Below are 20,465 nucleotides of genomic sequence, written 5' to 3' on the forward strand. Positions count from 1 at the left end.
CACTGACGCGGTGTCAGGCATTCGCCTCTTGGAACCGCTCCCGGAGCGCGTCCTCGCGCTCTTCGAACTGCTCAACTTTCTCCTGCAGGTCGTCGCTGACGCGCTCGATGCTCGCCAACGCTCGTTCACCCTCCAGCGAGGCCTGCGACCCGTCGTCGCCGTCCGCTTCTAACTGCTGTTCGTACGCCTGCTCGACGCGCTCGATGGTGCCTTCCGGGTTGAACAGGATGTCGTTGGCAATGCGGACGTACTGATCGAGAGACGCCCCTTCTTTCCCCTGGAAGAAGTGGGTGAGCGCGTACGTCGCACCGGAATGCAGCGTCCACATATCGATCTCGAAGGGGGACGCCGCATTGGCTTCTGCATCGCCAGCGGCACGCTCGGCCAGGTAGTCCGGGAACCCCAGCAGGGTGTAGAACTCCGTGACGGTGAACGGGAGCTCCGAAAAGTCGAGGTCGATGTCCTGCGCGTCCCGGATGAACTCGAAGAGGTCATCGGCGACGAGTTCGACCTGTGCGAGGAGTTCCTCCCACCAGGTGTGGAAGTTCCGCACGTCGCCGACGTGTTTGATGACCTCCTTGTCGGTGAGCGAGCGCATCGTGTTCGAGCAGTAGCCATCCTGAGCGAAACCCTCCACGTAGACGGCGTGCTCGCCGAAGAAGTCGTAGCCCGACGTGACGCCCATCGTGATCGGGTCCGACCGGCCGGGCAGGCGCACCTCGAGGCCATCGAACATGATGTCCATGTGGACTTCGCCGCCGCCCCGGTAGCGCCGAATCTCGCCGAACATCACCTCGCCCAGCGGGGTCCCGTCGATGGTCTCCTCGCGGAGGACCTCCTCCAGCGGCCCGTAGACGTCGACCGGGTTGATGATCGAGTAGCTGTCAGTGGGAACGTGGAACAACGGGTCCGTGTCCGGGTCCTCATCTCGGGCCTGCTCCCGAGCCCGACTCGGCTCGACGAGCGCGTTGAACCGCTCCGTCTCGATCCACTCGTCGGTGTACGGATTCTGGTACGCTACGGTCGTCTCGACGGCCTGCGGAAGATCACGAACCGCCTCAGCGAAGGTCACGGGGTCTGCATCCCCGTGTCGCTCTCGGTACCACTCTGGTAGTTCGGTGTCGGTACGCCCATCGACGCCAGCGAAGATGGTTCTGGACTCTGGATCTTTCATCTCAGTCACCTCACTTCAGGAATCCTCGTCGACGTGCGACTGCATCGTCTCGCGCCCTGCGCCCTTCTCCCGGGCGCAAAAAACTCAACTTAACCAACATCCGAACAAGATGGGTTGATTGTTGGTTAATTGAACTAGGTCACGAAGGTTGGATTCGCGATCTCCAACTGATGTATAGGCGAAAGGATTAGGACACGCCGAATCACCTTCAGACCATGACTGAAGAACTTGATACTGTGTTTATTCGGCACAGAATCAGCTGTACAGCAGGCGCTATTGAAGATCTGTATCAAGATGACCTGATTGCTGTTCACTATTCGAATACCCCAATTACCGCAGATCCCGACGAATGTGCGGCACGGTACGAGGAAACTGGAACGGAGAATCATCGAAAACTCGGAAATAAAATAGAGGTCCTCAAAGACTGGGCGGAATCTGGGGCTCTCGTGGGTGCCGACTACGGTTCTGGCAGTCTAAATCTTAAAGGTGGAATGAAGATTGGGTCTATCAGGCAGCCAGATGACAGCTCTCAGGCCCACTTACTATTGATTGGATGTCGAGGGTCAGAATGTGTGGGACACCAGAGGTACCAGTCGGTACAAGCGAGTCGGAGGTCCTCACCAGTGCTGAAGAGTCTTCCAGCTCTCTCTATGAACTCTTCCAAAATATCGATGATATTGACGACGGCTATGTCTATACTGGCCTTCAACTTGAGGACTCTCGGTGGGTCTGGTATCGTGACTACCCGGTTCTTTCGGCAAAACTCCCTCGAGGAGCACTGGGAACTTGGGACAACGGGGATATGAAATACCTACAAGCAGCGTATAACGGCGCCACCACCCTCACCGAGATCTTGGGAAATCAGGCTAGCGCAGAAGAAAAAGCACGCTTCTTGGCACCGGGGCAACTCGAAACTGTTTGTCTCGAATATCTTCGACAGGAGTACACGCACTTCCTTCAGCTGTATAGCATCGGTGAAAACCTTCCGCCCGGTAGCGAATTGCGTGATATCGACATTCTCGGCCGGAGCCATCCTGGGGAAATGAGTATTGTCGCGCAAGTAACTCATGAAACGGATGCTGATGAACTGAATGACAAACTGACAAAGCTGGAAGGATATGCTCGTTCAACAACGAAAGCAAGGTTGCTATTCTTCGGCCCGCGCGCTGGTTATGAGAACCCCGATGTGGTGATCCCTGAATCAGTGGAGTACATCTCAAACGGCGAGGTGTTCACGAAGCTGGAACAACTCAAACCAGCACTCCTCGATGCAATGCTAACGGCCCCACCGGAAAACGAAGGAGAGTCTCCTCTATAATCTGAATCGACGGTTAATCAGCATCACCGGAGAGCTCCTCCCGATCGTTGTATCGCTCCAGTTCACGCCCGATTTTCTCAAGTGCCTCGACACCACGTTCGAGGAGCTGGTGGGTGGCTCGCGCCAGTCGAAGCGTCTCCATCAGTACTCCCCTCCGGGGGTTCGATGAGGTCGTTGCTCTCTTCGGCAAGTTCCCGGATTACCTGTTCCACGTCAGCCTCCTCGGCAACCGTCCGATGTGCGAGCGGGGCGGGATATGCCCGGTCGCCCTGGCTGCAGAGAACGACCAGCCACTCGTCGCTTCCATCCCCGAGTACGATGTAGTGGTCGCGATCAGCGCGCTGGAAGACCCGCCGGTCCGGGCGAGAGACGGTTCGCCAGTTCTCAGGGAGCGACGGTGACGGCCGTCCGCCGTCCGCGAGCGCGACGACGTCGTCGGTAAGGGTCGCCATCGCGGTGTCGATCTCCTCGCCGGTGAGGTGCCAGCACGCCGCTGCACCGTCGCACTCCAGTTGTGAGACCACCTGATTCCGGAACGCGATGTAGTGCTCACGGGCGAACTGCTCATCGTCGTAGTAGTCGAGGAGGAGCGTGCACGCGAGCTGGGCGGGCCCGCTACCACTGTATCCCCATTCGAACCCGCTCGGACTGTGGTTGACGAGGTCCAGACTGCGCTCGAGGGAGAGTCGCCGATGCTCCGAGAGGTTCAGGACGACGGCTTGGCCGTCGACACGGAAGCCGACGTATTCGACTGTGTCTCGGTGGGACTGACCGGGCGATGCGACTGGAACCGATTCCGAACTTGCTACAGGTACATTCCCGTTCATTCGTTGCTCGCGGGCGGTTCGGTGACCCCGCACCCCTCTCAGGGGTTCCACAAACAGGACGGCGTAGCGTTCGGCAACGTATTTGGCAGTTGCAACGTACTGTCCACATAATTGAGGATGGCTGTACTGGACGATCTCTCGGGGTTCGAGTTCGAGGACGTGATGGAGGACGTGTTCCGGAACCTCGGCTACGAGAACGTCCGCCAGGCCGACCGCACGGCTGACGAGGGTCGCGACGTCATCATGGAGGAGGTCGTCGATGGCACGCGGCGCGCGATCATCGTCGAGTGCAAGCACACGGGGACGGTCGGCCGGCCGGTCGTCCAGAAGCTCCACTCCGCCATCGCGACGTTCGACTTCGACGGCCCGAAGCGCGGGATGGTCGTCACGACCGGCCGGTTCACGAATCCCGCTCAGGAGTACGCCGACCGCCTCCAGCAGAACGACGACCCGCACCCAATCGAGTTGCTTGACGGCGAGGACCTCCGGGAGATTGCCGACGAGATCGGCCTCGACCTCTACAACGGTCGCATCGAGATTCTCTGCGACGAGACGCTCCGCCCGTACGACCCGGCCGCCGACGTCGACGCACCCGTCGAAGAGGCGTTCCGCGACGTCGAGAACATCGAGGCCGCCGACCTCCCAGACCCGCACTCATCGGTGACGTTCCGCCCAGTGGTCGCGGTCACCGCGGACACAAACGCCGTCTTCGAGACGTCGGTGGGCATCATCCACCGGATCAACGACCGGACGCGATTCGTTGCCCACGCCGAACGCGGGCAGCCGAAGGTCGTCGACGAAGACGTCGCAACGCTGGTCACCGAGAACCTTCACGCGACGGTCGACCTCGATACCGAGCAGTTCGCGGAGGTGTTCGATGACGTCGAGGAGCGCCGGTTCGGGCAGACCCAAACCGAGTACAAGGAGTGGGCCGTCGAGCGGCTCCAGCAGCATCACACGACGACGGTGACCTACACCGGTGACAACAACGTCACGTACAACAAGACCTGCGAGCCGAACCGCTCGGACATCTCCGTCCAATCGATCGAACCAGTGTACCTCCCCGAGGTTCGCCAGACGACCGAACTCCAAGAGTACACCTACCCCTTCGAGTACTACGCGGCAGGCCCGTCACGGGTGACCGCCGAGGACGGCATCCATCAGTGCGTCCACTGTGACACGAGCGGCGTCGACGAGACGTACACGTACTGTCCGAACTGTGGGGCGATCGCCTGCACCAGCCACACCAAAACGGAGCGGCTGGAAAGCGAGCCGGTCTGTACGGGCTGTGCAGTGACCGAACGGTTCGCGTTGAAAACGAAGTACTTCTACGATGAGGAGAACCTCGAAGCGTTCCGCGAGGAGTACGCCGAAATGCCGCTCCACGAGAAGACGATGGAGAACAAGTGGCTGGCCGGGGGGAGCGTAGTCGCGACGGTGCTGCTCGTCGTCGGACTACTTGTCACCGGCGGCATTATCTGAGCGGGATCGGGTACACGCCGGCTCAGCGACCAGCTCTTCGAGAGCGTGCTCAAGCGGGCCGTGGAACTGACTGAGGTGCCTATTATCAGCTACCCTAACAACCGATAAACCTCATCAGCTACGGATTCTCGCACCTGCTTCGCTCTCTCGACACTCGTCACACCCGTCACAACCATCTTCCCCGACCCAAAAATGAGGACCACAGCGTCAAATTCCGTTGGGCGATACACCAACCCCGGAAACTGCTCCGGCTCGTATTCCACCTGCTCCAATCCAAGTCCAATCGCCAATGCATTCAGATTCACCGAATCCCCGAGACTCGTCGTTGTTACTAAATTCCGCACACTAAACGGGTCCTCACCACTCGGGACATCCAACCCGACCTTCCCCATCGCCTCAATGAATGTATCCCGCGCCTCGAACAACGCCCTTTCGGAATCAACACCGACGATGTGGTAACTCCCGGTCCGATACAACGTGATGAGCGCCCCACTCTCAAGGCGGACATGCATCCCTGTATGCTCATCCGGATCGTATTTCGTCTGAGAATTCGTCTCAGCAGATAGGTCAGTAGCGAGTGCGTATAGGTCTAACTCGACACCCAGCTTCCCTGACCCAACGACATTCACCACATCCACCTCGTTATCGGCGCACATTACTGAATCACAGTAAGGAAGCTATCCAGATACTCTTGAATTTCATCACGGTACTCCTCAAGCCCGTACAGCGCGAACACTTCGTCATCCAGCGCCTCACGCTCCGACTCAATACGGTCTTCCAAATCACTGATTTCACGTGACACCGTGGAGTGAGCGTCGCGGAATTCGTCAAAGTCCTCCGGGAGCTCAAGATTACGGAGCTCGTCCCCGGCGATGTACTCATCACCGAATTCCTCGAGGAACTCTGCGAGGTCTTCTGCCTCCGCAACGCTGTGCATCCGAACGGTGTGGAACCGATTCAGGGACACCTCGTCCCCATCCTGTTCAATATTGAACGATCCGATATTGTAATCCTGCGTGTCGACGACCGACCGAACTTTCGTACGGAACGGCTCCGTCTTATCTTCCTCCTTGAACGTCTCGAACAGGGTCTCACGGTCATGCCTCTGGATTTTCAGCTGGCGTTTCGCGTCGTGAATCGCCTCCGAATGCCCCGCAATTGCTTCCCGGGTCTCCTCATCGGGGACCTGGATTGGCGCGTGATGCAAGTGCGTCGGACGGCACCTAATTGCCGGGGCGTGCCGGAACGACAAGTGCTCGTAATAGGCTTTGTAATAGAAATCGAGCGCGTCCGAATTCAGAAGCCCCGCTATGTAGTGCGGATCCATTGCGTCTGACGAATCGGAGAACTCAGCGAGCCCCCCGTCGTTCTGCAGCTGAAGGAAGTACGCGGTCTTGTTGTAGAATTTTGTCGGCCCACTCGCTGTATCAACGACGAAACTCAACTCGGGTGCGGTTTCGCGATACGCAATCTTGTCCTTGTTCTTGAACGCATCCAGCTTGTTATCCGAGACATCCGTGTCATCATCGGCTTCAATCGCATCCACGTCTACGTACTCTTCAATATCTCCCGGCGCATCCCCGAGGTAGAACTGCTCAATATTCTTCCCGCCAATTACCGGTACGTGCGAGTCCGATTCCTTCGTGTCGGACGCGTAAGGTCGGTAATACCGTGGTTCCTCACCTCGTGAAACAGCGCCACCTCGCCCGCCATTATCCATCTTGCAAAGATCGCTGAGCGGGACGCACTCGTCGGTGTCTTCCATTTCCTTCGCGGCTTCCCACAAGCTATCCGTGATCTGGAAATTCAGTGTTAAGCGGTCCGCCCATTCACTCCAATCCTCGCTAAACCGCTTCTGCGATACTGTATACCGCTCGTACGTGTCCTCTGTCTCGATGTCCGGATACTCCTCACTCTCAAAGTCGTCTTCGAAATCGTAATCCGGCGCGTCACGCCACGGAATTAACTCTGCAGCGGCGTGCTCAAGCGCGTATCCCCACTCATTCGATTCCTTCGATCCTTTTGGATACACCTTCACCACGTCCGTCTCATTCTCTTTTCGGACGTCCTCGTTATCTTCACCAGATTTCTTGGTCAGAACGATGAGGATTGGGAATACATTAACGTCGATTCCGAATACCTTGCATCGCGTGAGATCCGCGACCAAGTCGATCGTCGCGTTATCCCTGATGAACTCCATCGCATCCTCGGATGCACCCGTGACTAACAGCTTGTTCGAAATCACGAACGCTAGTCTCCCGCCTTCATCCAGCCACTCTAAGCCCTGCTCGACGAACGCCGTGAAGATGTCACTCTGCTCCTCACCGAACACGTCGTGAAGCCGCTCGTACTCTGCCGTGACGCGATCTTCCTGATTGTGTGACCGGATGTATGGCGGATTACCAATAATCCACCCGTAGTCGTCTTCTTTCGCATCCATAATCTCATCTGGGTGCTCCGCGTCATTCTCTTTCGACCGGTAGAATCGGCGGTTACTCATCCGACTATCACTGCCTTTCGCGGTGAGCAGCGAATCCGTTTCGTACGTTGAAAATGATGGGAGTTCCAAGTGCGCGTCCCCGCCATTCCCACTGCGGCGCTCCTGAAGCACGCGAATCAGCAAATTCGATTGCGCCAGCTGGATAGCGAATGGGTCGATGTCGAACCCTCGGATTTTCTCGTTGATGAGCTCGACCGCCTCCAAGAGATCGTCATCACGCGACAAATCGAACCCAGCGTCCTCAAGGGATTCAATTACGCGACCCATCGCCTCCAGCACGAACGTGCCCGAACCACACGCGGGGTCAAGTACCGGGTCACCACTTTGCGTGATATTCTGCTCTCGCGGCGTGAATTCAGCGTAATCCAGTAGGACTCGCACAGCGGTCGGCGGCGTGTAGTACGCACCCAACTTCTTCCGCTTCTCTGCATCCAAGCACTGCTGATACATCTCACCGAAGATATCTCGGTTGATATCGCGGAAGTTGAAGTTATCAAACCGCCGCAGTACCGTCTTCAGCACATCCTCTTCGTAGTGGTACCAATCATGGGGCGTATCCCGTCGGAACAGCGGAGAGTATACCTCTTCGGCTTGACGGGATGCCACGCTCAGCGGCTCAATATACTTGTTATCCCGGAGTTGGACCTTTTCGTCATAGAATTTGATGAACCCGTTACTGATGATCTGTCCCACCAACCCGAGGTCCTCAAACGTGCGAATCAATAAGAGACGGTTGTACAGCGTATTCAGCGTTTGCAGCTGAAACGTCTCCTTGATGTCCTCCTTATCCGACTGGCTTGCCTCCTCGTAGTCCTTTCCGGTTAAAATGAGCCACTCCTGCCACTTGTCGTGCCACCGCACCGCTTCCGCGTATTCCGCCTTCAAACTCGACAGCTGATTCCGGAGTCCCAGTAGCTCATCGCGGAACTCGGCCACTTCGTCAATCCACCGATCCTCGTCGATGTTTCGTGACGCCGCGTCGCGCATGTGCTCCTCGTAGTCGAACTGTAAGTCCTCCGCGACAGCGTCAATAGAATCCTGGTACGCATCCCAATCGTAGTGCCCGCGGTATTGCTCCCGGAGGTCCTCTCGTTCCTCGAGAATCTCAGCGCGTTTGTCTTCGAACTCCTCGTATCGGTCTTGATACCCCTCGAACCGTCGCTCTATTGATGGGAGAAGGTCGTCGTTCAGCGCTTGCTTGGACGCTTCGATAAACTCACTAAAAATTTCGTCGTCGCTGATGTCGCGCTGACTCGGCTCGTCATTCCACTCCCCACCGTAGATTCCGCTGAGTCGGGATTGGAGTTGCGCGGCGACACTTTCCACCTCGTCGTCGCTCGGATCGTGGAATAGGTCTAAGAGGTCGAGTTCAATTTCACTGGCTGGATCGTCGTACTCATTCGATAGGAAAATGTAGCGGCCATCCGTGCAGAGTATGTATTTTAGCCGCAGCTGGTCGTTGTAGACGCGCGCCTCTTCAATGGCTTGGTTGATTTTGTACCGCTCGTCATCCTTGTGGTCCTCGTCTCGCGGTTTCTTGAGTTCACCTACGATGCGCGACACACCGTCCTCATCGTGCCATATGAAATCCGGACGGTCACCGGATTCAATGATGGATTCGTATTCAGCGTGCTCCAACCCAAGTTCTTGTAGTATCGGGATACCGTAGTTCTTCGCTGCGGTTTCCTCGCCGTAGTCCGGGTCTTCGACTTTATCACCAAAATCATCGGGGAGGTACCCGGCAAGAGACTCCGTCAACTCACTCATTGATATTCGGGCCTTTAACTCGCGGTCAAATAAGTGTAGGCGCTCCGGAATGGGTAGGACCTACTCTGACCCACCAGGAGTGCTGCAGAACTATCGGTAATCTCGTTCTCTACCCCCTGCGCATATTCTTCCACTCACCGTTCGGCGCCGTAGACGATGCGTGAGGGGGCTTCGTACCCACAATCGGGGCAGTCATACCACCGCTGGACTTTCGCCCCGTCTGCCGCCTTCTCGCCGACGCGAACGTCGTCGTTCGGACACTCCGTGCAGTTGAGGTCCGGTGCGGGCCGCTCCCGGAGCTCGTCACGGAACGATGTCGCATCCTTCGTCTCGTATCCCCGCGACCAGACCGGGTAGCCGTCGACGAGGATTGCCCCACGCCATTTGTATCGGTAGGAATCCGGGGCTCGATGCAGGACGGCTCGCGCCCCGGTCTCGGTGTTCCGAAACGCAAGCGTCGGCGAGCGGCTCTCGCGTCGCCAGTTGGTGATACGGGGCATTGGTTAGAAGTGGACGTCAGCGGGCACGATCCAGATCTCTTCACTTTCTTCGAGGAGTCGATCCAGCTGTCCACGGTGGCGAATGCCGGCTCCGTGTTCTGTATACAGGAAGATCGTCGGGCCATCGTACGCACCGACCTTGTGGAAGGCGTGCCGGGCGAGGTCCTCGTCGCGCATGATCTCCTCGTCGGAGAGCTCGTCGATGGCCTCCTTCACCCGATCGAGATTACGCTCGAACTCTTCCTTCGTCGCCTCCCAGCCACGCTCGAGGAGATCCTGGCCGTCATCAGAATCGACGGGGGCTGCAGTCGGGAGCTCACCCCATCGCGCCTTCCCAGCAACGGACGTGTCCTCCTCGTCGAAGGTCACATAGTAATCGAAGACGGCGCCGGCGTGTGGGTCCGCGCCGACTAGGCGGTTGAACACCGACTTTCCGGTGGCCAGCGCGTCGTCGTGCGTCGATGCCTCTACGAGGGCGTAAATCACCATGTGCATCTTGAACACCTCGAAACGCCGACGCACTGGGTGTCGTTGCTCGCTCCAGCTGCGCCGGCACCCATCGCCGGCGCTCGAAAAACTCTCCTCGTGACGGCGGATTCTCAGGATTCGTCCGCTCATTCGACAGTGATGGTCAGGTCGCCCGACGCGTAGTCAGCCTCGAAGTCGACCGCGAACGCGTCCGACTCGTAGGCGGCTTGGTAAGCACGGTGGCGTGCGAGCGAGCCTGTCGCCTTGAAGTGGAAGAATGCGGTCGCCGTGTAGGGCTTGCTCTGTGTTTCGACCTGCGACTCGACGGATGCGGGGAGCGCGATTTGGGGCGTCTCCGTGTCGATACTCGCAGCGAACTCTTTCGCTTCCTCGACGGTTGCTTGCGAATGTGCCGGTGTCTCGCCGGTGAGCACGTTCACCGGGGTTTCCGTCTCGTCGGTGAACAGGACGTCTTTGAAGGTGTGTGTTCCGAGGATCGCCTCGGGATCCAATTCGCAGTCGTGAAACGGGTCGTCGTCTGAGGTCATCGAATCACGAGCCTATGGCGGGGCTCACCCATTCCGCCCCCTGACAAACAGGCAGCACTACCCCTGACTATCCTCTCGCAAACACTTACCTCAAACAGGCTTCAAAAACAGTCCACCACAGAGTTCGATGCTTCACGAACACATCCATGATGCCCTCGATGCCTTAGAAGAACGGGACGGTCAATCAAGACTCACTCCGCAGGACGACCAATTCGACGTCTTGGTCAGCATCATCGCTGACGAAACCTCAATCAGCCCTGACGAACTACGGATCTCTGAACAAAAGTTCAAAGACGAAGTCGAGGATATCCTCGAAGACATTTCCGACTCGGATGACCCGATCTCCGATTTTCATTCCAGCCTCCACAAACTCAAAGCTGACGTCGAAGACCGATACCAAGAATACACGATTCTCTTCCCTTGGAATTTCCGAGAGAAAGACGCCGAAGGATTCACTCACCCCGTTGAGATTCTCGGCGTCGAATTCCGTTTAACAGCGAAACAAGTCTGGGACGACTATGTCGAACAGGCATCAGAGGAAAGCACGTTCGACAAATTCCTCGAAGAAGTACCTACTAAGCGCCACCACGAATCGCCTTTCAGTCATCATCGGTACTGGGAGGCAGAAGTTGAAGCAGCCGATCCACAATACGCCGTGAACCGTGTGGAAACAGCGTTGAAGACCCTGATGGGGAAGATCACGTACTCGGCATACTTCGCATCCACTCCTAATACGTTCCGTTCAACGACGTGGAAGTACGGGATTACAGAACTACAAGCACCGGTCTGCTACATCGTTTTGGAAGACAGTGAATACCTTCACTACTACGTCTCATACGACTACCGGCCCCGCCAAACATTCAAATTCAGGGCAGGAATGGGGTATGCCTTCGAAGAACTCTACAACGAACTCCCCAATTTCAACGGAGAGCTTTCCACAATCGAGGAGCACCTCGGCACAGCATTGCGAGCCTTCCAATCCGGTATGTCGAAACCTAGGCCGACACAGTCATTCCTCGAGTTCTGGCGGGCCTTAGAAGCTGCCACACTCTCCCAAGAGGAGGAATACTCAGCAGCCGCTCCACTTGAACGAAGTACGGCAGCCTTGCTACCGGAGGACCGTGACCTCGCTGAGAAACGGATCGAGCTCTTAGCCGACAAACGCAACGACCTGATCCACGGCGGCAAAGAAGTCGAAGTCACAGAAGGCGACCGAGTCTACCTGAAAAACCTCTGTGAAGCGTCTATCCGATTCGTCGCCAATGAAAGGGAGAACCACTCATTCGAGGAGTTGCAGTTCTTGTTCGAGTACGGAGCAAAATCTGACGACAACATCCTACAGGCACAGGCAGAGCGTGAACGTCAAATCACGGAAAAGCGGGGGGAGATCGAGGGGCACGAACACGACCTCAAACTGCTGGAGAAACTGGAAGAAATGAGAGAAAACGCCGAATCTCAGGAATAATTGGTGTCAGACAAGTCAACTTGACCCTCCATCCTCGTTTATCACCTCCCTCATCAACTCGACGTACTCTTCATCTCACGGAGGATCCACGACTGGATCGCCCCGTACTCCTATCGGGGGCGATTAACCGACGCGAGAGGTGCCTCCCGAGGCGTGGTCGGCGACGCCAGTTAGGAGTCTGCGTGGGCGTCCGCTCCGGCTCCGTCGCCCGGCCGCGTGAGAAGGCTCACCTCCTCCAAGAGGTCTCTCGCGGCCTCGACTCGCTCTCGATCCGCGTCGTCTAATCGGTCGACGTCGAGTCGGTTGAGATTGCTGAGTATACGATGCATCCGATAGCCCTGTTTGAACTCTTGCTCCATCGGAAGCGCCTCACCGCTCGCCGGCGCGGAAAGACGCCCCATCGAGATTGGCGTCGGGCTTGCAGGAGCTCGCGGCCTTAACCAACAAACCCCGACGGTACTCGCAGGCTGTTGGTGAATCGATGCCCAGCACTGGCCTTACTCGAGATTGGGGCCGTAGCGAGCCGAGCCACACACCCGGCACTCCCAGATCGGTTGCCCCGTCCACGCCTCATCCGGGACCGACTCGTGGGTCTTGAACCGATGGTCGGTCGCCCGTCCACAGGTTTGACAGTCGAGTTCCTGCGTCGTCGGTACCGACGACGCCTGGCGATCAGCCGCAGCCTCGCCACTGGATTCGGTCAACGCCATCGCTGGGACCAGCCACACCGCGTCGTCGGCGCCGTCGAGGACCGCGTCGAGACGCGACGCGTCGCGGATGCCGTCCCCACGCTGGTCGTAGAGCCGCGTCGGGGGCTGCTCCTGACGCTCCGACGCTTCCTGCCCGTTCCACCCACTCCGGTCACGGGCAGCACTGAGAAGCCGCTCTCCCTCCTCTGACGCCACCTGTACCGCGGCGGGGAGTGAGGGCCACTGCTCGGCCAGCTGGCGCGCTGGCGCCTCGTCGAGATCGTAGATGAGCGTGTAGTCGTCGACGGCCGGATCCGCCTCGTTGGCAGAGAGGAGGTTCGCCGCGGCGCCGCCTTTCGCCACGGCGCCGTAGAACGTGGTCGACTCGACGACCAGATGGACGATGCCGAGGAACGTCGTCGACGCTGCCTCGTTCGTGCTAGTGGCGTCACCTCCGAGATGGTTAGAGAGACAGAACCGGCATTTCGTCTGGCCGTCTGGGACTGACGCCCCACAGGACCGGCACTCGCCATCGGCGGGCGTCGGCGCATCAGGGTAGCCACCAGAGCTCGTCGCGACGCGTTGCCGCCGGGGGGCACCCTCACACCCCTCGTCCAGCCTCGTGTCCGGAATGTGGGACGCTTCGCCGGTCGGCCGCAGTTCCTCAAAGTCGGAGTAACGACCGTTCATAGGGCAGTCTACAGAGAACATGGCTCGTCTTCGTGTTTAAATCGTAGCGTGGATAGACCGATGTGCAGTACAGACGGAGAGACAGTGATCGCCTCAGGCGACCTGTTCCTCCAACGTATCCCGGTGCGCCCGAACAGTCGCCTTCGAGGCGTTCGCCACGTCCGCGGCCTCGGATTGCGTCAGCCATCGGCCCTCTTCGCGACCGGCCTTGTAGAGGCAGGCCGCGGCGAACCCGGCCGGATGGACGCCCGTCGTGACGCCGCGCTCCTCGGCCTGTTCCGCGAGGGCTCGGGCCCGCTGTCGGATCTCGTCCGGACACTCGAGGTCTGAGGCGAGCCGTGGCACGAACATACTGGGGGAGACGGGCTCAGCAGGGAGGCCCAGCTCTTCGTTCAGCGTTTTGTACGCGTTCGTGACCCGTGACTCCGCGACGCGGGCCATCTCGCTGACGTCATCCACCAACCGCGAGAGGCCGTTGCACCGGCAGGCTCCGTAGACGCTGGCCGCGGCGATCGCCTCGATGGATCTGCCACGAAGCAGATCCTCGTTCTGGGCGCTCCGGAAGAGCTGACACGCCTGGTCGCGAACCGAATCGGAGAGCTCGAGGGCACTTGTCAACCGACGCACTTCGCCCAGGCCGTGGGCGAGATTCCGTTCCGCTTTCGACCGCCAGCGCCCCCGGGTCTGCTCACGGCGCATCCGTGCGAGTCGCCGTCGCTTCTGCCCAGAGATCTCGTTCCCCTTGGCATCGGTGCCGCGACCGATTTCCGTCGACAGGCCGCGATCGTGGCGAGCCGCTGTAAGTGGGGCGCCCGTTCGTTCACACTCCTCGTCGTCGTACGCCCGCCACTCCGGCCCGTTATCGATACGCTGTTCGTCGATGACCAGGCCACAGTCCTCGCAGACCGTTTCGACTGCGTTCGTCGTGACCCGGCCGTCGCACTCGGGGCATTGGTTTGCGCTCGACTCAGCTCGGGCGTCTTCGTCGAATCCGCTCTCGTAGATGTCTCTGGTTGCCATCGTTCTCACCGTGTTCAGGGAACCCGCCAGTACAGCGAGCCCCTCACCCATTGAGGGGCAAATAAACGCTATCGAGTACGGAATTCGGTCCTGGGGGTTGTGGCACTGAATACAGTGCTTGACTCCTAAACCGGCGTAGGTAACGTACTCCAAGCGGAATTTTCTACGCGTTCTTATTCCCGGAGATGCGACGGCTCATACAGCCCTGCCGAAGCGACGGATAGGCTGTATACTCTACACCGACAGCATCCAACTCCTCGATCAGGATTTCGGACTCGCGCTCATCCCACGCAGGTGCCACCGCGTCCAGCACCCCCCGTTCAACGACCAGGACAACGTCATCAGTCGGTGGGTAATGCGAGTCCCGATCCGCTACGGTCTCATCCTCGCCGCACTCCCATTCACGGATACTCGCGTCCGGGAGGTTCACAACTACGGACAACTCGGTGTCCGCCTCGTCGACCTCGTCCTCGTCGACGCTGTCCCGATCGAACACGATATCGCCGTACACGAACCGGGAATCCTCATCGTCATCGTCGAGGTCATCCTCGTCCTCAGGGGCCTCCTCGTTCTCAGTCTTCTCCTCACTGTCAGATTCGGTGGGTTTCTCTGCCGGCTCCGCAGGCTCAAACCCGTCACCGTCGGTCGGCTGCTCCGGCTCAACGGGCGGATCCTCCCGGATCTCCTCCGGAACCTCTGGGTCTTCCTTGCTGCCCTCGTCGTTATCGTCGGGACTGACATCGTCACCATCCTCCGCGTCCTCGTCAGGTGTCTCACCATCTACAGGCGGCGAACCACTCCCCGACGCAGCACCGGCGGCAGCTGCCGCAGCACCCGCCACTCCGCCCGTGATACCGGCCTGCACCGTCTCGTCCTCGTCACCGTCCGCTTCCTCCTCTGGCTGTTCCTCGGGCTGTTCCTCGCCTCCACCGCCCGAACTGGACGGCGGACTGCCAACACGGTTACCCATGAATACGAACATTGGATTGGCTTCCGAAATGGTCTAATCTGGTCTGTGCACTGCTGATGGCGGCGTACGCCCGCACCGCCCAGAAACGATACAGCTCACGACTGAACCGGCCTGACTCCCTCTGGCTGTTCTTCCGCCAGTGATCGACCCCGGTAGCAGCCACCACTTCAGGCGGGCATCGTCGGAGATGATCGGGGGACAGCTTCCCGATTAACAAGACCCCGTCAGGACCGATGACCTCGATCAACCGGTGAACGTCCTCGAGAACCATATTGATGCTGTTGTACTGCGTCACATCGAACGCACAGTACGACAAGCCGAGATCCTCGAACGTACGCCGGCACCGTTCAAAATGCCAGTGCTTCCACCCCTTCGCGATCGGGATCACCTGCGTCGGCAGGTCATCACGGGCCTCGATTCGGCTGAACACCTCACGAGTCCCGTCCATACAACGGTCGATCTCTTCCAACTGCTCAGCATCCGTCATCGTGTCCTCGTACACCCACCGGTCACTCGGGATGTAGTACGCTGGCTGTAACTTCTCAACCCGCTCCATCTCATCGTCCGGCGTCCGCCCGACCAGGTACTTGTCAGCCTCTACGTTCGCCAGGACCAGCTCCTGGTGAGGCGCCAGTAATGCGTCGAGCTCGTCGGGCCGCTTCTCCAGCCACACCGCGTTCGTGAACGTGGTCAGCAGGTACGGTGCGGCATCGTGGCTCGAGAACAACCGCCGGTGACGACTGTTGCGGGGTGAGAACTTGGGGATCGGTCCGTGAGGGAATATCTCTTCCGACATGCGCTGTTGTGGTGGTGCTGTTGTGCTTCCGGGGCACCTAATCAATACTTTCTCGCACGTCAACTTAATCCTACCGACTAATAGGGCCCGAGAGTGGGGTAGTGTGTGAATATTATTCTTCAAACGCACTCTGTCGGAGAGACAACAAAACCGAGGCCGTGGAACTACGAAGCATTTTTTGTGAACACTCCGAGAGTGGAGACTGATGACTGACCGCATTCATTTCATCCCGGTCGGGTTTGACTTTCACCGGCTTATCTACCCAATCTCAAAAGGCGACCTACCTGCGGACCGCGTTGTCCTGATCGACACGGATACTGATGACGTTGACAGCCGAGCTGGAGACCTTGCCGGGAATATGGTGCAACGACTGGAGGAATCGTTCGAACTCATCGACGTCGACGTCGACCACGAGCAAATCGAGTACGAGCAGCTGTACAGTTACGAAAACCTGTACCCACGCGCCTACGACTACCTCTGGACGGAGCTGCAGAAGGGAAACGAAGTGTACGTGAACATTTCTTCGATGCCGCGGACAGTGGCGTTCGCGTTCGCCACTGCGGCCGACTCGATCATTGCCGAAAAAGACCCAAAATACCGCGACCAAGTTCATACGTACTACGCCGCACCGGATGAATATCTGGTCTTGGACATGATCGAGGCGATCGACAACCAGATCGAGTTCTTGGAGAAACTGGAGGACATCCGGATGCCGGAACGTCTCCACGAGCTCAAGGAGATCCGCGAAAAGATCGACCGTGTGGGCGTAACAGAGGGTGTTCGTGAGATCGAAGACGGCGACATGTACGTTGAGTTCCCGGCATCACCTGGGCGCGAGCTGCAGGATTTTGAAGAATCTATCTTGGAGTTCCTGTACCGAGAAGGGGCGATGGAGTCCACATCACAGCTTGCAGAGCAGCTGGCGGCCGACCTCGGTGAGGAGTACAATGACTCGTTTCGCAGCCGCGTTCAGTACAATGCGTCAAATCTCGATGAGCGCGGGTACTTAGATCGCGACGAAAAGGGAAATCGGCACGAAACGTCCCTTTCAACGATGGGGATGATGTGGGTCAAAACCCATAGGGACTAACCGACACTTTCTGGAAGGTCTCACCGGAGCACTCGCGCGTCCACACCCCTCTGGGGGCCGATAAACTTCCTCGGGTCGCACACGCGCTCCCTGGGCTTGCAGGATAACTGTTGGCCCGGTGCGTGAGGTTGTGGCTGCGCGCGCAGCGAAGCGAGCACGGAGCGGAGGGTGGGGCGGCGGGGTCAGGGCCGGTCCGGCACACACAAAAAAGAACGGCGTTGCGCTCACCTACTCTTCCCACCACCGACCGCGCTCTGGGAATTCGATCCTGCTCCAGCCCGTGATGGCGATGCTGCACCGCCCCTGGTACCAGTTCTTCTTGACGGCCCGGAACCGGACCGTCTCACCTTCGCTCACGACCGTCTTCCGAGAGGCCTCCCAGATGGTGAACTTGATCTTCCCGCTATCGTCCTCGATCAACCCGACCTGAGAAATCGACGTATCACTCGGATCCCAGAGTTGCGTGATTTCACCCTCGACCGTCACCTCACCGACCGGGACGTCCGGCACGTCCGCGATGGGCACGATCGCCCCCGGCACCGCCTTTAGTTCCTCGAGGGTCTCCAGCACCGCCTTCGTGACGTCCCGCCCACGTTGCACCTTCTCGGCCAGCTGCTTCGCGACGACCGCTCTCGACCAGCCGCCCTGCACTTCGTCGCTGATCCGCATCGCCTGCTCGTTGACCTCCGCGAGTTCTTCTTGCGTCAGCTTCTCTCGGGGATCCGTGCGCTCCGCCGGCGCCGGCTCGTCACGGCCACACTGCTCGCTGACGACCTCTCGCGTGCGCTGCTCCCGACCGTCCTGCGTTCCCAGCTCGGCCTGGGCACTGATGCGCTCCAGTTCGGCTTCCCGCGCCTGAATGCGCTCCTCCTGTTCGAGGGTGACACCGTGAATCCGGTCCTCGCTCGTGTCCGCGATCCCGTCCGGGTGGTTCGCATCCACTTTCGCTTGCGTCTCCTGCTCGACCGCGGCCTCGAACTCCGGCGTCTCGTCGACGACCGGGAAGCCGTCTTCATCGACCGCCTGACCGCCCGCTTTCTCGAATGCCTGTTCATCGACCGAAACGACCTTTCCGCTAGCGTTGTTACTGGACATTGGAATCACTCACAAGGTGATTTCCGACGAAGGCGCTCACGCGCCGACACCGCGATGCTACCACATCGCGGTTTTCCGACGACAACGACCGACAGAACCATCTGCGCGCTCTCGCTCGCGCCTTCGCGAGCGCCCTACCGGGCGCGAGCGAGAGCGCGCCTGCATGAGGTGGCCCCAACCAGCACCGCGCGCCGACCCGCCCGGAGCGAGCGGCCAGCGGAGTAAGCGTGGGGGGTGAGCAGCCACGCCGCGCAACCCCTCGCGCTTACCCGCTGGCGCCGAGGGCACATGCACTTTAGCCCGGAACGGGCGCGGGCGGTGCGGAGAGCGCCCGCACGCCCGGAATGGTCGGTCGCGAGCGACGCGGAGGGCGGCAGCGGCGAGCGGGGCGGGCCGCTACGTACACACCTGTTCAGCTGGTTACGTCGCTCGGTGAGGCATCTAACGTCCTGGCGGACTCAGAAAGGGCGAGGCCGCCTCGGTCGTCCCCCGACCCCGCAAGCACCGCAGGCACGAGGCGCGCAGCGGTGGTCGCGGGACGTCGAGCGGCCGAGGGCTTTCAGGAGCAGTGTCTGTCCACGAATACGTTCGCGTAATCAGTTCGGTGAGCCGGCCGACTCGCCGAGAAGGATGTCGACGCCGTCCTACAGCAGGGGTCGGTCTCGACCCACTCCTCCCGTTTCGAGCGTCTCAACGATGTCGACCAAGTGTTCGGATCAAACAAGACCCATGCGTTACGGAGTGAACCAGCTTACTTATCGGGGCTTTCGAACCTGACCGCCACTGAATACTTCTGTATAGAGGAGTAAGTGGTTGGTGAACAAACACCATGGTTACTGAAGGAGATTCTGCACCCACGTTCACGCTCCCGGGTGTCGTCGACGACACGTTCGACACGTTCAGCCTCAGCGACGCGACTGAACGGGACAGTGCCGTGCTCCTCTTGTTCTATCCCTTCGATTTCAGTCCGGTATGTACCAACGAATTGTGTGCAATCCGCGATGCCGAATGGTTCGAGCTCACGCCGAATCTTGATGTGTGGGCGGCATCGGGGGATAGCGCGTATTCGCACCGAGTGTTTGCTGAGGAGTACGGGTTGAATTTCCCGCTGCTCAGTGACAGTGCTGGGCGTGTTGCATCCGCATACGACGTGTGTTACAATGAATGGGAAAACCACGAGTCCGTACCGCAACGCGCTGTCTTCCTCATCGACTCGACACAGACGATTCGATACGCGTGGTCGACTGATGACGCCCTCAAAAAACCGGATTTCTTCCCGGTCAAAGAGGCACTCGACCAACTGACAGAGGAACGAGATGACTTTGGCACTGCGGACGTCGACCTGGTCGTCGAATACGACGAGACGCCGAGTCAGATCTCCTGAGTCATCATCTCCACAACGGTGAGCAGTCGGTGAGAAGCGGATAGCCACGTCTTCGAACGGAGCCAGTCGCTGGTTATCGATGATCCCCGTCTTAGAGCTTCGTACAGTTATGGGGCATTGAGGGGCTGAGAGGGTCCTGGTGACGTAGTTCACTGGTCGCGTTGGCCAGTTAGTCTTGCAGAGAGTCGACCCAGCAGACGAAGATGCGGTGCTATGTGTTAGCACAACTATTTTCACTCGATGATTTGAATTGTCCCTCTATGGGCGAGGATAGGCAGAAAAGGCGCAGTATTGGACTATCCTCAATACGGTTCCGGATATGGTATATGTCCTCGATCCGGAGTTTCACTTTATCTTTGTCAACGACGCGATGGCGGATGTTACTGGGTACGACCGCGACGAGTTACTCGGAGCGCATGCCTCGCTTCTCTTCGATGACGCGGCCATAGAGGGCGGAACATGGAACCGCGACCAACTCAGAGCAGGTGATATCGAATTTGGATACACGGAAACCGAACTGAAGACTGCACACGACGACCGCATTCCGTGCGAAATTCGGTGCCAACTCCTTCCTGAGTTCGACGACACCGATCTGGGAGCGGGCACGGCGGGAGTCATCCGAGATGTTTCTGAGCGGAAGGCACGCGAACGGGAGCTGCAGGCTCAGTCGACGGCGATTGAA

At 58.9% G+C, this 20,465-nt stretch carries 18 protein-coding genes; 5 read left to right on the forward strand and 13 right to left on the reverse strand.

The window, feature by feature from the left end; translation table 11 throughout:
- Window positions 1-13: 13 nt before the first annotated feature.
- Entirely contained in the window at window positions 14-1,174 is a 1,161-nt protein-coding gene (locus WDJ57_RS20930; protein ID WP_338906413.1) for a hypothetical protein, read from the reverse strand.
- 568 nt (window positions 1,175-1,742) lie between these two features.
- Between WDJ57_RS20930 and WDJ57_RS20935 the strand changes: the two genes are divergently transcribed.
- Window positions 1,743-2,492 (forward strand): hypothetical protein, encoded by a 750-nt coding sequence (locus tag WDJ57_RS20935; RefSeq protein ID WP_338906414.1) that lies wholly within the window; start codon window positions 1,743-1,745, stop codon window positions 2,490-2,492.
- Window positions 2,493-2,569: 77 nt separating this feature from the next.
- Here the strand turns inward: WDJ57_RS20935 and WDJ57_RS20940 are convergent, their stop codons facing one another.
- Window positions 2,570-3,319, reverse strand: a complete 750-nt coding sequence (locus WDJ57_RS20940) for a DUF6166 domain-containing protein (protein WP_338906415.1) — start codon at window positions 3,317-3,319, stop codon at window positions 2,570-2,572.
- Window positions 3,320-3,436: 117 nt separating this feature from the next.
- Between WDJ57_RS20940 and WDJ57_RS20945 the strand changes: the two genes are divergently transcribed.
- Complete coding sequence (locus tag WDJ57_RS20945) at window positions 3,437-4,801, forward strand: restriction endonuclease (RefSeq protein ID WP_338906417.1); 1,365 nt, start codon at window positions 3,437-3,439, stop codon at window positions 4,799-4,801.
- A gap of 89 nt (window positions 4,802-4,890) precedes the next feature.
- Here the strand turns inward: WDJ57_RS20945 and WDJ57_RS20950 are convergent, their stop codons facing one another.
- The 5 genes from WDJ57_RS20950 to WDJ57_RS20970 all read right to left on the reverse strand — a co-directional run bounded on the left by WDJ57_RS20950 (window position 4,891) and on the right by WDJ57_RS20970 (window position 10,584).
- The gene (locus tag WDJ57_RS20950; protein ID WP_338906419.1) at window positions 4,891-5,457 is read right to left on the reverse strand and encodes a transcription factor; all 567 of its coding nucleotides are present in this window, start codon (window positions 5,455-5,457) and stop codon (window positions 4,891-4,893) included.
- On the reverse strand, window positions 5,457-9,068 hold the full coding sequence (locus WDJ57_RS20955; protein WP_338906420.1) for an Eco57I restriction-modification methylase domain-containing protein: 3,612 nt from the start codon (window positions 9,066-9,068) through the stop codon (window positions 5,457-5,459). The genes WDJ57_RS20950 and WDJ57_RS20955 overlap by 1 nt, the downstream gene beginning before the upstream one ends.
- A gap of 134 nt (window positions 9,069-9,202) precedes the next feature.
- Window positions 9,203-9,568 carry a DUF7568 family protein gene (locus WDJ57_RS20960; RefSeq protein WP_338906422.1) on the reverse strand — a complete coding sequence of 122 codons (366 nt, stop codon included), beginning with the start codon at window positions 9,566-9,568 and terminating at the stop codon, window positions 9,203-9,205.
- A 3-nt stretch (window positions 9,569-9,571) separates the two neighbouring features.
- Complete coding sequence (locus WDJ57_RS20965) at window positions 9,572-10,063, reverse strand: hypothetical protein (RefSeq protein WP_338906475.1); 492 nt, start codon at window positions 10,061-10,063, stop codon at window positions 9,572-9,574.
- A 119-nt stretch (window positions 10,064-10,182) separates the two neighbouring features.
- Window positions 10,183-10,584, reverse strand: a complete 402-nt coding sequence (locus tag WDJ57_RS20970) for a hypothetical protein (RefSeq protein ID WP_338906424.1) — start codon at window positions 10,582-10,584, stop codon at window positions 10,183-10,185.
- Between the two features lie 127 nt (window positions 10,585-10,711).
- Between WDJ57_RS20970 and WDJ57_RS20975 the strand changes: the two genes are divergently transcribed.
- Window positions 10,712-12,049 carry a hypothetical protein gene (locus tag WDJ57_RS20975; protein WP_338906426.1) on the forward strand — a complete coding sequence of 446 codons (1,338 nt, stop codon included), beginning with the start codon at window positions 10,712-10,714 and terminating at the stop codon, window positions 12,047-12,049.
- Window positions 12,050-12,219: 170 nt separating this feature from the next.
- On the opposite strand, the gene WDJ57_RS20980 is transcribed toward WDJ57_RS20975, so the two are convergent.
- The 5 genes from WDJ57_RS20980 to WDJ57_RS21000 all read right to left on the reverse strand — a co-directional run bounded on the left by WDJ57_RS20980 (window position 12,220) and on the right by WDJ57_RS21000 (window position 16,214).
- The gene (locus tag WDJ57_RS20980) at window positions 12,220-12,408 is read right to left on the reverse strand and encodes a hypothetical protein (protein WP_338906477.1); all 189 of its coding nucleotides are present in this window, start codon (window positions 12,406-12,408) and stop codon (window positions 12,220-12,222) included.
- A 138-nt stretch (window positions 12,409-12,546) separates the two neighbouring features.
- The gene (locus WDJ57_RS20985; RefSeq protein WP_338906428.1) at window positions 12,547-13,428 is read right to left on the reverse strand and encodes a hypothetical protein; all 882 of its coding nucleotides are present in this window, start codon (window positions 13,426-13,428) and stop codon (window positions 12,547-12,549) included.
- Window positions 13,429-13,521: 93 nt separating this feature from the next.
- Window positions 13,522-14,448 carry a transcription initiation factor IIB family protein gene (locus tag WDJ57_RS20990; RefSeq protein ID WP_338906479.1) on the reverse strand — a complete coding sequence of 309 codons (927 nt, stop codon included), beginning with the start codon at window positions 14,446-14,448 and terminating at the stop codon, window positions 13,522-13,524.
- Between the two features lie 163 nt (window positions 14,449-14,611).
- Window positions 14,612-15,430 (reverse strand): hypothetical protein, encoded by an 819-nt coding sequence (locus tag WDJ57_RS20995; RefSeq protein ID WP_338906429.1) that lies wholly within the window; start codon window positions 15,428-15,430, stop codon window positions 14,612-14,614.
- On the reverse strand, window positions 15,411-16,214 hold the full coding sequence (locus WDJ57_RS21000; RefSeq protein ID WP_338906430.1) for a hypothetical protein: 804 nt from the start codon (window positions 16,212-16,214) through the stop codon (window positions 15,411-15,413). Before WDJ57_RS21000 ends, WDJ57_RS20995 begins: the two co-directional genes overlap by 20 nt.
- A 205-nt stretch (window positions 16,215-16,419) precedes the next feature.
- On the opposite strand from WDJ57_RS21000, the gene WDJ57_RS21005 reads away from it, so the two are divergent.
- Complete coding sequence (locus WDJ57_RS21005) at window positions 16,420-17,304, forward strand: DUF6293 family protein (RefSeq protein ID WP_099254204.1); 885 nt, start codon at window positions 16,420-16,422, stop codon at window positions 17,302-17,304.
- 228 nt (window positions 17,305-17,532) lie between these two features.
- On the opposite strand, the gene WDJ57_RS21010 is transcribed toward WDJ57_RS21005, so the two are convergent.
- Entirely contained in the window at window positions 17,533-18,399 is an 867-nt protein-coding gene (locus WDJ57_RS21010; protein WP_338906431.1) for a DNA-binding protein, read from the reverse strand.
- Window positions 18,400-19,228: 829 nt separating this feature from the next.
- Here WDJ57_RS21010 and WDJ57_RS21015 point away from each other — a divergent pair.
- The gene (locus WDJ57_RS21015) at window positions 19,229-19,783 is read left to right on the forward strand and encodes a redoxin domain-containing protein (RefSeq protein ID WP_338906433.1); all 555 of its coding nucleotides are present in this window, start codon (window positions 19,229-19,231) and stop codon (window positions 19,781-19,783) included.
- The last annotated feature ends 682 nt before the right edge of the window (window positions 19,784-20,465 follow it).

It is taken from the genome of Salinibaculum sp. SYNS191 (genome assembly GCF_037338445.1).
GTDB classification, from domain to species: domain Archaea; phylum Halobacteriota; class Halobacteria; order Halobacteriales; family Haloarculaceae; genus Salinibaculum; species Salinibaculum marinum.

Coding starts and splice junctions, on each gene's coding strand:
- WDJ57_RS20930 (WP_338906413.1), bottom strand. CDS start 1,174: ATGAAAGATCCAGAGTCCAGAACCATCTTCGCTGGCGTCGATGGGCGT.
- WDJ57_RS20935 (WP_338906414.1), top strand. CDS start 1,743: ATGTGTGGGACACCAGAGGTACCAGTCGGTACAAGCGAGTCGGAGGTC.
- WDJ57_RS20940 (WP_338906415.1), bottom strand. CDS start 3,319: ATGAACGGGAATGTACCTGTAGCAAGTTCGGAATCGGTTCCAGTCGCA.
- WDJ57_RS20945 (WP_338906417.1), top strand. CDS start 3,437: ATGGCTGTACTGGACGATCTCTCGGGGTTCGAGTTCGAGGACGTGATG.
- WDJ57_RS20950 (WP_338906419.1), bottom strand. CDS start 5,457: ATGTGCGCCGATAACGAGGTGGATGTGGTGAATGTCGTTGGGTCAGGG.
- WDJ57_RS20955 (WP_338906420.1), bottom strand. CDS start 9,068: ATGAGTGAGTTGACGGAGTCTCTTGCCGGGTACCTCCCCGATGATTTT.
- WDJ57_RS20960 (WP_338906422.1), bottom strand. CDS start 9,568: ATGCCCCGTATCACCAACTGGCGACGCGAGAGCCGCTCGCCGACGCTT.
- WDJ57_RS20965 (WP_338906475.1), bottom strand. CDS start 10,063: ATGCACATGGTGATTTACGCCCTCGTAGAGGCATCGACGCACGACGAC.
- WDJ57_RS20970 (WP_338906424.1), bottom strand. CDS start 10,584: ATGACCTCAGACGACGACCCGTTTCACGACTGCGAATTGGATCCCGAG.
- WDJ57_RS20975 (WP_338906426.1), top strand. CDS start 10,712: ATGCTTCACGAACACATCCATGATGCCCTCGATGCCTTAGAAGAACGG.
- WDJ57_RS20980 (WP_338906477.1), bottom strand. CDS start 12,408: ATGGAGCAAGAGTTCAAACAGGGCTATCGGATGCATCGTATACTCAGC.
- WDJ57_RS20985 (WP_338906428.1), bottom strand. CDS start 13,428: ATGAACGGTCGTTACTCCGACTTTGAGGAACTGCGGCCGACCGGCGAA.
- WDJ57_RS20990 (WP_338906479.1), bottom strand. CDS start 14,448: ATGGCAACCAGAGACATCTACGAGAGCGGATTCGACGAAGACGCCCGA.
- WDJ57_RS20995 (WP_338906429.1), bottom strand. CDS start 15,430: ATGTTCGTATTCATGGGTAACCGTGTTGGCAGTCCGCCGTCCAGTTCG.
- WDJ57_RS21000 (WP_338906430.1), bottom strand. CDS start 16,214: ATGTCGGAAGAGATATTCCCTCACGGACCGATCCCCAAGTTCTCACCC.
- WDJ57_RS21005 (WP_099254204.1), top strand. CDS start 16,420: ATGACTGACCGCATTCATTTCATCCCGGTCGGGTTTGACTTTCACCGG.
- WDJ57_RS21010 (WP_338906431.1), bottom strand. CDS start 18,399: ATGTCCAGTAACAACGCTAGCGGAAAGGTCGTTTCGGTCGATGAACAG.
- WDJ57_RS21015 (WP_338906433.1), top strand. CDS start 19,229: ATGGTTACTGAAGGAGATTCTGCACCCACGTTCACGCTCCCGGGTGTC.